Source organism: Gilliamella sp. wkB292 (genome assembly GCF_001690235.1).
Classification (GTDB): Bacteria; Pseudomonadota; Gammaproteobacteria; order Enterobacterales; family Orbaceae; genus Gilliamella; species Gilliamella apicola_F.
On the sequence record NZ_LZGO01000056.1, the window covers coordinates 1 to 10,210 of the forward strand.

Annotated in this window: 1 protein-coding gene; it reads left to right on the forward strand. The window is 36.2% G+C overall.

What is annotated here, in order from left to right:
• On the forward strand, positions 1–10,210 hold a 10,210-nt coding region (locus A9G09_RS07005), incomplete at both ends, for a hemagglutinin repeat-containing protein (protein WP_065634158.1).

Genomic DNA, 10,210 nt, shown 5'->3' on the forward strand with positions numbered 1-10,210 from the left:
GCGATTGAATCTATTTTTGCAACGCTCAAACCGATAAGCTTATTCGTATCTATTTCGCTGGGTTTTGTCACGCTGACTTCGCCGGTTTATGGCAGTCAAATAGTGGCGGATAACCAAGCTGGCCGCAACCAACAACCGATAGTGATATCAACGGCGAATGGCGTGACACAAGTCAACATTCAAACCCCGAACAATAAAGGGGTATCGCATAACAAATACAAACAATTTGATGTATCACAGCAAGGTGCGATATTAAATAACAGCAGTAAAATCAGCCAAACACAAATTGCGGGTTATGTACAAGGTAATGAACTATTAAATAAAACCGGGCCGGCAAAAATCATATTAAACGAAGTCAATTCACGTAATCCCAGCCAATTAAACGGGGTGGTTGAAGTTGCCGGTCAAAAAGCGGAGGTTATTATTGCTAACCCTTCCGGCATCACCTGTAATGGTTGTGGTTTTATTAATGCCAGTCGAGGGACCCTCACTACCGGTAAACCGATTATCAATAATGGTGAAATAAATGGTTACCAGGTTGAACAAGGACACATTACCGTAACCGGTAAAGGGCTTGACAGCTCCGGGCAAAACTATACTGATTTGATAGCACGTACGGTATCGATTAACTCGGCAATATGGGCCAATGAAGCGAATGTAATCACCGGTCGTAATCAGGTCAGTTACGATACACAAACTATCACCCCACTAGATAACGCTACTGACAATAAACCGGAAGTTTCGATTGATGTTTCACAGCTTGGTGGAATGTATGCTAATAGTATTCGTATGATTGGTACCGAAAAAGGGGTGGGTGTGCATAATGCTGGTGAACTGGGTGCCAGTGCCGGCAGTATTGTTATCAGTGCCGATGGTAAAATTACCAATCAAGGCGCAATTCAGGCTCAACAAAGTATTAATATCAATAGTGTGCAAGATATTAATAACCAGAATCAAATTTACAGCAAACAAAATATTAAATTAAAAAGTGAACAAACTATTGTTAATGATGGCTCTTTAATTGCTCAAAATAATATTACACTTGACGCAAACAAAATAAATAGTAGTAAAAATAGTCGTGTTGTGTCTGGTGTCAACGATCAAGGAAAACTAACTAATCCGGGAACTATTCTTGCATCAGCCAATAATATTAATTTTAATGGTAAAAATAGCGCAAGTGAAAAACTTTTATTAAACGCAAAAGAAGCTTTAAATCTCGATAATAGCCAAACATATGCTAATCGTATTGAATTGTTTGGCAACAGCCTTTCACTTAAAGCTGCACAGCTGCAAACAGAACAGCAACTTGATGTAATTAATTCAAACAGCATAGATACATCTAATTCAACGATTATCACTAAAAAAGGAATCACATTCTCCAGTGGTTCAATTATTAATGAAAATAGCCAATTAATATCAGAAAGCGACATAACTTTTACTGCTAATGATATTAAAGGTAACGATTCTAAACTCGCAACAAATCAAAAAATTACTATGCACGCAGCAGATATTGCAATGCAAAATGCGAATTTAAGTGCTAAAGGTGCTATTTCTTTATCTGCAGATCAAATCAATGCTAATAAACTTCAGCTTATTACTGAGCAAGAGCTCAATATTGGCGCTCAAAATTTATTCACTAATCAAGCCAATATACAGGCAAAAAAAGCGATTAATATTAAATCCAATAATTATTTCGCCGATTTCCTTCAATTAATCACTGAACAATCTTTATCTTTAAACAGTCATTATTTACAGCTAAATAATTCCCAGCTAAATGTGTTGGGTGATTTTAATGTTGATAGTCACGAATTACAAAGTGGTAGTTCACTATGGTTAGCAGGTAAAAATATTACAGTTAAATCTGACTCTATTAATAATCAATCAAGTCAACAAAAAGCAACTGGAACAATAAATTATCAATTTAATCAATTAAATAACAACAACTCAACATTAATTGGTCAATCTTTAACATTTTCAGGCAATAGCTTATATAACCAAAATGCAAAATGGCAAAGTGGTAGCAATATTAATATTCTTGCAACAAAATTGTTTGATAACAAAACGAGCATAATGTTATCGCAAGATCAATTAAATATTGATACACAAGAGATGGTTAATGATGAGGCAGAACTTTTTGCTGGTGGAAATTTAACCCTTCGTACGACTAAATTATTAAGTAACAATAGTGTTATACAGTCAGATCAAGCAATCACTTTGACGGCAACTGAACAACTTGTTGCGAACGCTGCAAATCTATATTCTCAAAAGTACATGCAAATTAACAGTCAGAATATTGACTTAACTAAAGCAAATGTTGGTGCTAAAGGTGACATAGCAATTATAGGAAAACAACAAACTTATAATAATGCTGAAATATTATCAACTGGCCAAATTCAATTTAATGCAACAACTCTCCAAGCCAATAATGCAACGATAAAAGCAGAAAAAGAGTTAACGATTGATGCAAAACAATTTGCAGCGTTTAACGCCGCTCAGCTAGTTACTAATCAAAAATTAACGGTTGACGCAGAACAAATTGAAAGCGCTAATTCGGCTATGTATGCGAAAAGTGGCATGAAAGTGCAGACTACTCAACTGAATAATCAAAACGCCAAATGGAGCAGCGAGGGAACAATTAGTTTAACCGCGCAGCAAATTAATAATAAAAAAACAACGCTACAATCCGGGCAATTAAATATCGAAACAGAGCAACTTGATAATAGCGATGCAATAATATTATCTGATGGTGGTTTAGTTATTAATGCTAAAGATATAGACAATACTTCGGCGCAAATACAAACTAAATCTGGCATTAAAATTAATGCAGATAATGCACTAAAAAATGCTAATGCGACATTGATTACTGATGGTGCTATTGATGTTACAACAGACAATTTTATTAACACTAATGCAAAATTTTGGGCAGACCAATTTATTAATATTCATGCCACCGATGTTAATAATGAACATAGCGTTATTTTATCTAATGATAAGATTGAACTAACGGCTACTAGTGTCAATAATCAAAACAGTGAAATTAAAGCTAAGCAATCTATTAATATTAAAACTAATGAGCTAGCAAGTGATAATGCTCAGTATGTAAGTGGAGGCAATTTAGATTTAAACAGCCAAAACTTGTCACTTAACCAAGCTAAACTTTCCAGTAAAGGTGATATCAATATTGATACTAAGCAGTTAATGAGTGACACTGCAGAATATGTTACAGAAGGTAATTTTACGCTAAAAAGCCAAATTGCATCGCTTAATCAAGCTAAAATGACAAGCAAAGGTAATCTAAATATTGATAATCAACAGGCATTAAATATCAAAAAAGCAGTACTAACGTCGTTGCAATATTTAGGTGTGAAATCTGGCACAATTACGAGTTCTGAATCATCAATAAATAGTGTTGGCAACCTTGACATTTCAACAACAGAATTGATTGATAATAATGCAACGTTAATGAGTGATAATGATATCAATATTTATACTGATAAGCTTAATACTGAATCAACAGAACTCGGTGCTCAAGGTAAAATTAACGTTAATGCACATACTCTTAAAAATAGCAATGCGAAATGGGTTGCTAATCAAGATATGATTATTAATAGTGAACAAATTGATAATGCCGGCAGCCAAATGGGGAGTGGGCAATCACTGACTATCAATACAAAGCAATTAGATAATCGAAAAGCGATGTTAAGTAGTAAAGGAAATATCAACATCACGAGTGAAAACGTTGATAATACTGCCTCAAAATTATTTAGCAATCAATCTATCAACATAAATAGTCATTACCTTACCAATAAAGAAGCGGTACTAAAATCTGATGATTCAATTACGATTAATAGTCCAGAATTTGACAATAGTGATGCCATTTTAGTTGCCGAAAAAGCAATTACAGTAATCAGTGATAATCTTAAGAATAATAATGCGACAATACAATCACAAGCGCAAATAACCTTAAAAGCCAACCAATTTGATAATCAATCGGCATTACTATTATCGGGGCTAAAAGGAATAACAATTGATGCAGGTACGCTGAATAATCAACAGGCGAAATTATTTACAAAAGGCGATTTAGCGATTAATGCACAAGACTTGATGAATCAATATACTAAATTAGTTAGTGAAAAATCACTTACTATTAAAGCCAATCAATTCAATAACCAAAATAGTGAATTACAAGCAAAAGCTTCGGTTAATATTGATGCGACAACAATCAATAATCAGCAAGCTAAAATGGATTCAGAACAAGATATTATCTTAAATGCTGCCAATAATATCGATAATAGCGCTGCCAGCATGACAGCTAATGGCTTGATTAATCTTAAAGCATCAAATAATATCAATAACAGCTATGCTAACTTGTTATCTAATAATGGTATTTTATTAGAAGCCGTAAATTTATATAATCAAGCAGCTACATTAAAAACTAATGGGCTCATAAGCATAAAAGCACAAAGTATGGATAATCAGCAATCAGATTATTTAGCAGAAAATATTATGCTTGAAAGTGACCATTTAAATAATCAATTCGCAAAATTAAATGCTAGTCATTACCTTATTATTAACGCAAAAGATTTTGACAATAGTAAAGCAAGTTTACTTGCTGATAGTATTTATTTAAAAACACAATCATTTCATGGTGATGGTGTAATTAAAAGTCAAAATGAGTTATCGCTCGATTTAGATGAAAGTTTTATTAATGAAAATGAAATAACCACCAATGGTCATCTGTCTATTCGTACGCAAAAAGACATTATTAATAAAAATAAAATGACTGCTGGCCGACAAATTTCATTAGAAAGTAAGCAATTAATTAACGAAAAACAATCAGAAATTAGCGCTGGCTATTTAGCACTCAATCATCAAACCATTAATAATTATGGTTTAATTAATGGTGACACAACAGTCATTCGCACCAATGTATTAGATAACTTAGAAAGTGGGCGAATATATGCTGATAATTTAGCAATAAAAGCTTCAATACTTAATAATCGTGCACAAAATGGTGTGGCACCGGTGATTGCTGCTCGGCAAAATTTTCATTTAGGCGTTAACACTTTAAATAATTATACTCACGCTCAGTTACTCAGCTTAGGCAATTTTATTATTGGTGGTGATCTTGATGAGAATTTAAATGTGACAGGTAATGCAGATGTCATCAACAATCACTCGGCAAATATTGAGTCTCATGGCGATTTATATATTAATGCTAATGCAATTAATAACATTAATGATCATATCATAACCGAAATGCGCAAAAGTGATGAAGCTCCAGAAATGGAGGAGTATTTTATCGCTGGTGGTAGACTTGAAAAATATTCACCTGATGAGATTTTATATCGTATCAGAAGTAAATACTTCAGAGGAAAAAGGCCTCAATCATACGGTTGTGAGAAGCACGATAAGGGCTGTTGGTATTTATGGAAAGACATTCCCGAGTACTTAAGACCGACTGGTGCTTTATCACGAATCCAAATTAAAAAAGATGGTTATACAAGTACAAATTCTTGGCATTACAAAATCATTAAAACAAAATATCGCACTGTAGTACTAGAAACAGATCCCGGTAAAATCACTGCTGCAAATAATATAGTCATTAAGGGACAAATATTAAATAATCAGGATAGTAAAATTGTAGCCGGTAAAACCGTTAATATTAATGTGCAACAATTAAATAACTATTCACAAGAAACTATTTCAAAATATGTGTATTCGGGCAATAAAATAGAGCATTGGAAAAATGACACAAAAGATTATAGAGCCACCTCTACCCCTTATGATAAACCTGATGAAATATTCAATGATGATAGTTTAAATTCTAATATTTTAGATCATAAAATCTTTGAACAAACTGAATTAAAAGAGGTACCGCGTGAAACAGTTAAGGTAGAAAATACCCCGACGCCAATTACAGTGAACAATGACATTAAAGAGGTCGCTACAAAGCCTGTACAACCAATACACAATACTGATATTAAACTAACCCCGAATGATAAGAAAGTTGACAAAATATCGAATATTGCAGTACCTACAAATAAATTTGATAATGTAACGGCTATTAGTCAAAAACCTGATAATAATTTACAAGATATTATTACTGATCATATAAACAACAATACAGCGGATAAAACACCAATCAAAGAGCCAGAATCCGCTCAAGCTGATAGCATAATGGCTCCAATCAAAACTATTAGTACATATGATCCAACTATTACCCTGCCTGATAATAGTTTATGGATTGTCAATAAATATAATCCAAGTTATATCGTTGAAACCGATCCACGTTTTACACAACGTAAAAAGTGGCTGAGTTCTGACTATATGCTTAATCGCTTAAAAGTGGATCCAAACTCAATCCAAAAACGATTAGGTGATGGTTATTACGAACAGCAACTTATTCGTGAGCAGATTATTGGCTTAACAGGTAATCGCTATCTTCAGGGTTATCGTTCAGATCTTGAACAATATCAGGCATTAATGGATGCAGGGATAAGTTTTGCAAATCAATATGGAATTGTACCGGGTGTTGAACTATCGGCAGAGCAGATGAGAGCCATAACCACCGATATGATCTTGTTAATGAAAAAAACCATTACCGTTGATGGTGAAAACATCGATGTGTTGGTTCCACAAGTCTATATTGTTAATCGAACACAGCTAGGTACAGATGGTGCACTTATTTCAGGCGAAAATGTATTTATAAAAGGTGAACAGCTTGACAATAAAGGTTTAATACAGGCAAAAGAAAATGTTTTATTAAATGGATACAATGTCAACAATACCGGATCTATTTACGGTAATAAAGTTGGGGTAACGGCTGAAAATGATATTACCAATTATGGTAAGTTGGTGGGGGATAAATTAGTTTACTTATCAGCAGATAATGATATTAATTTATTATCCAGCACAAGAACCCAAACAAAAGCAAGAAATTCACTGACCAATATTGATAAAACCAGCATTATTCAGGTAAATGACGGCAATATAATAATCGATGCAGGACATGACATTAAATCCCAGGCTGGCTGGATAATTAACAGTGGCGAACAAGGCACAACCTGGTTACAAGCGGGCCATGATGTCCAATTTACCACAGCTGACATTGAAGAAAAATTTGATTACCGAAGAAAAAAAGATTATCGCATTACAGATGAAAAAAGCGTGGTTGGCACCGGAATAAGTGCGGCCAATAATGTAAATATTATTGCAGGTAATAACATCAATGCCAAAACAGTCGATATTGAAGCGGGGAATCGATTAAATTTAATTGCAGACAATGATATTGAAATAGGCTCTTCAACCGAAACCGCCTTTTTAGATGAATTTCATAAAACTAAATCAAAAGGTTTTTTAAACAAAACCACAAGTACATCACACACCGTAATTGATAACACGACTCAAAAAGGGAGTATGCTCAGTGGTGATAGTGTGACTATTAGTGCTGGCAATAATTTAACCGTAACCGGTAGTCAGGTAGTTGGTACCCATGATGTCAACCTCTATGCCGATAAAGATATTACGGTTAATGCCGCAGAAGAGTCATATTACCGAAAAGAAGAAACAAAAAAGAAAAAATCAGGGTTAATGAGCAGTGGAGGTCTTGGTGTTACCGTTGGTAAAGAGAAAGAGTCACTAAAACAAACCGATACCGAACAAGCTTATGTCGGTAGTGTCGTTGGCAGTACCGACGGCAGTGTCAATATTCATGCAGGCAAAAATATTAACGTTGAAGGCAGTGATATTATTGCTAAGCAAAATATTAAAATGCAAGGTGAAAATGTCAATATTGAAGCGTTAGATGCTAAAACTACCCATAAAGAAGAGTATAAATATCAAAAAACAGGGGTGACCGTTGCTGTTTCGGGTACAGCCAGTAACATATACAACGCAACTCAAACACTACAACAAGCCAAAGAGCAAACCAATGATAAAACCAAAGCATTAATGGAAATTAAAGCGGGCTTACAAGCGGGTAATGCGGCGTTAGAAACAGGAGCAAATTTACAAGATGGTGTGCCTGAGGCTTCGGTGGGCATTAATATTAGCCTTGGCAGTGAAAAAACCAAACGTACGGTTAATCAAGAACAACATACCGTGGTTAGCTCATCGGTTGCAGCGGGGCGTGATGTCTCTATCATTGCAACAGGAAATGGTGAAAGCAATAGTGGTGATATAAATGTCATTGGCAGTCAAGTACAAGCAGGTCGTAATGCAACCATTAACGCTAATCATGATATTAATATTATCGGCCAAGAAAACACGTTTAAAACCGATACTAAAGAAAAAAGTAGCAGTGGTTCGGTAAGTGTCGGATATAACTTTGGTGGTCAAAAGAATGGATTTAATATATCAGCCAGCGGCAGTCAAAGTAAATCTCGAGAAAAAGGGAATGGAACAGACTGGACAGAAAGTGTTATAGAAGCCGGCAATAAGCTAACGATGATAACAGGCAATGATGCCAATATTAATGCTGGCCAGATAAAAGGCGACAGCGTTGTTGCTGATATTGGTCATGACCTGAATATTACCTCACAACAAGATAGTGACGAATATCATATGAAAAACAGCTCAAGCTCAGTAGGCGGCAGTTTTTCACTTGGCGGTACAAGCAGTATTAATGCGGCTAATTCTACCTCCAAAATGGACAGCAACTGGAAAAGTGTTACAGACCAGTCAGGCATATTTGCAGGTAAAGGTGGGTATGATATTAAAGTTGGTAATAATACTGACTTAAAAGGGGCGGTGATTGCATCGGAAGCCGAAGATACCGGTAAAAACAAACTTGATACGGGCACAATTAGCTTTACTGATATCGAAAATAAAGCGGATTATAAAGTCAGTAGCAGCAGTGTTGGCGTCAGCACCATTGGCATGCCATCAATGCCAGCCGGTTATAATAAAAAAGACAATGAACAATCGATAACGCATTCAGCGGTGTCCCAAGGCACCATCATCATCCGCAATGAGAATGAACAAAAGCAGGATATCAATGAGTTAAGTCGGGATACTGAGCATGCCAGTAATGAACTTAAGCATATCTTTGATAAAGAAAAAGAACAAAGCAAAATAGACCAAACCCGGTTAGTGAGTGAAATTAGTGGTGAAACACTCACCATGCTCAACACCATAGACCGCATTAAAGCGACAGAAGAGGCGAAAAAAGCGGTAGAGGACAAAAAACAAAAATCCAATAAACCGTTAACCGACAAAGAACAACAAGAAATATATAAAGAAGCCTACGACAAAGCGATGAATGAAGGCATGTCAGCGATGGGAAGTAATACCCGTCAAGGCATCGACATGGCGATTAATATCATCAATGGCTTAATCACCGGCGACATGACCGGTGCGGTAGCTGGTGCATTGGCACCAAAACTGGCCACGATAATCAAGCAGCAAACCGGTGACAATAAGGTCGCTAACACTATCAGTCATGCCATCCTTGGGGCCGTGGTTGCCGAGCTACAAGGTAACTCAGCTGTTGTTGGCGGAGTTGGTGCAGCGGTCAGTGAGCGAGGCGCAGAAGTGATTGCCAGTATTCTTTATCCGAATAAAAGTATAGATGAATTAACTCAGGATGAAAAACAACAAGTCAGCGCACTCGCCCAACTGGCCACCGGTCTGACTATTGCCGCATTAGGTGGTGATGCTCAGGATATTAATACCGCTATTGCTGGTGGTAAAAATGCGGTTGAGAATAATGCTATGAGCTGGGGCGACGGTGGTGGATTTGGTGGGGATATTGTAGGTCTTTCACCTGAAACAGGAGCAAATTATGACGGCATCCTCCATGCCTCAGCAGCGGGTTATTTAACGCCAGAAGAAACAACTCAGCTGATTGATGATATGAACTCAGGCAGGTTCATGTATGATCCACTGAGAGAAGATTTAAAACGTTTACCTGAAGATATTGCAATATTAACCACTCCATATGGTGACTATATTGCTTTCAGGGATGCTGAAACCTGGGGTGATTATGCAATAGCAGCTGTCGGTGCATTACCATTTGCAAAATACATTAAAGTAGCTGGAAAAATTGTTAAAATAGAGACTAAAGCTGGGCAAGCATTAGTGAAAGAAGCTGAAAAGGCTTATCATTCCGGTGATATCGCCACAGGTAATCAACTCATGAATCAGGCTGCCAGCCATGGAACGACGGTTGAAACTACGGTTGTAAGAAATAGTGGTGCCGGAAAGGGAA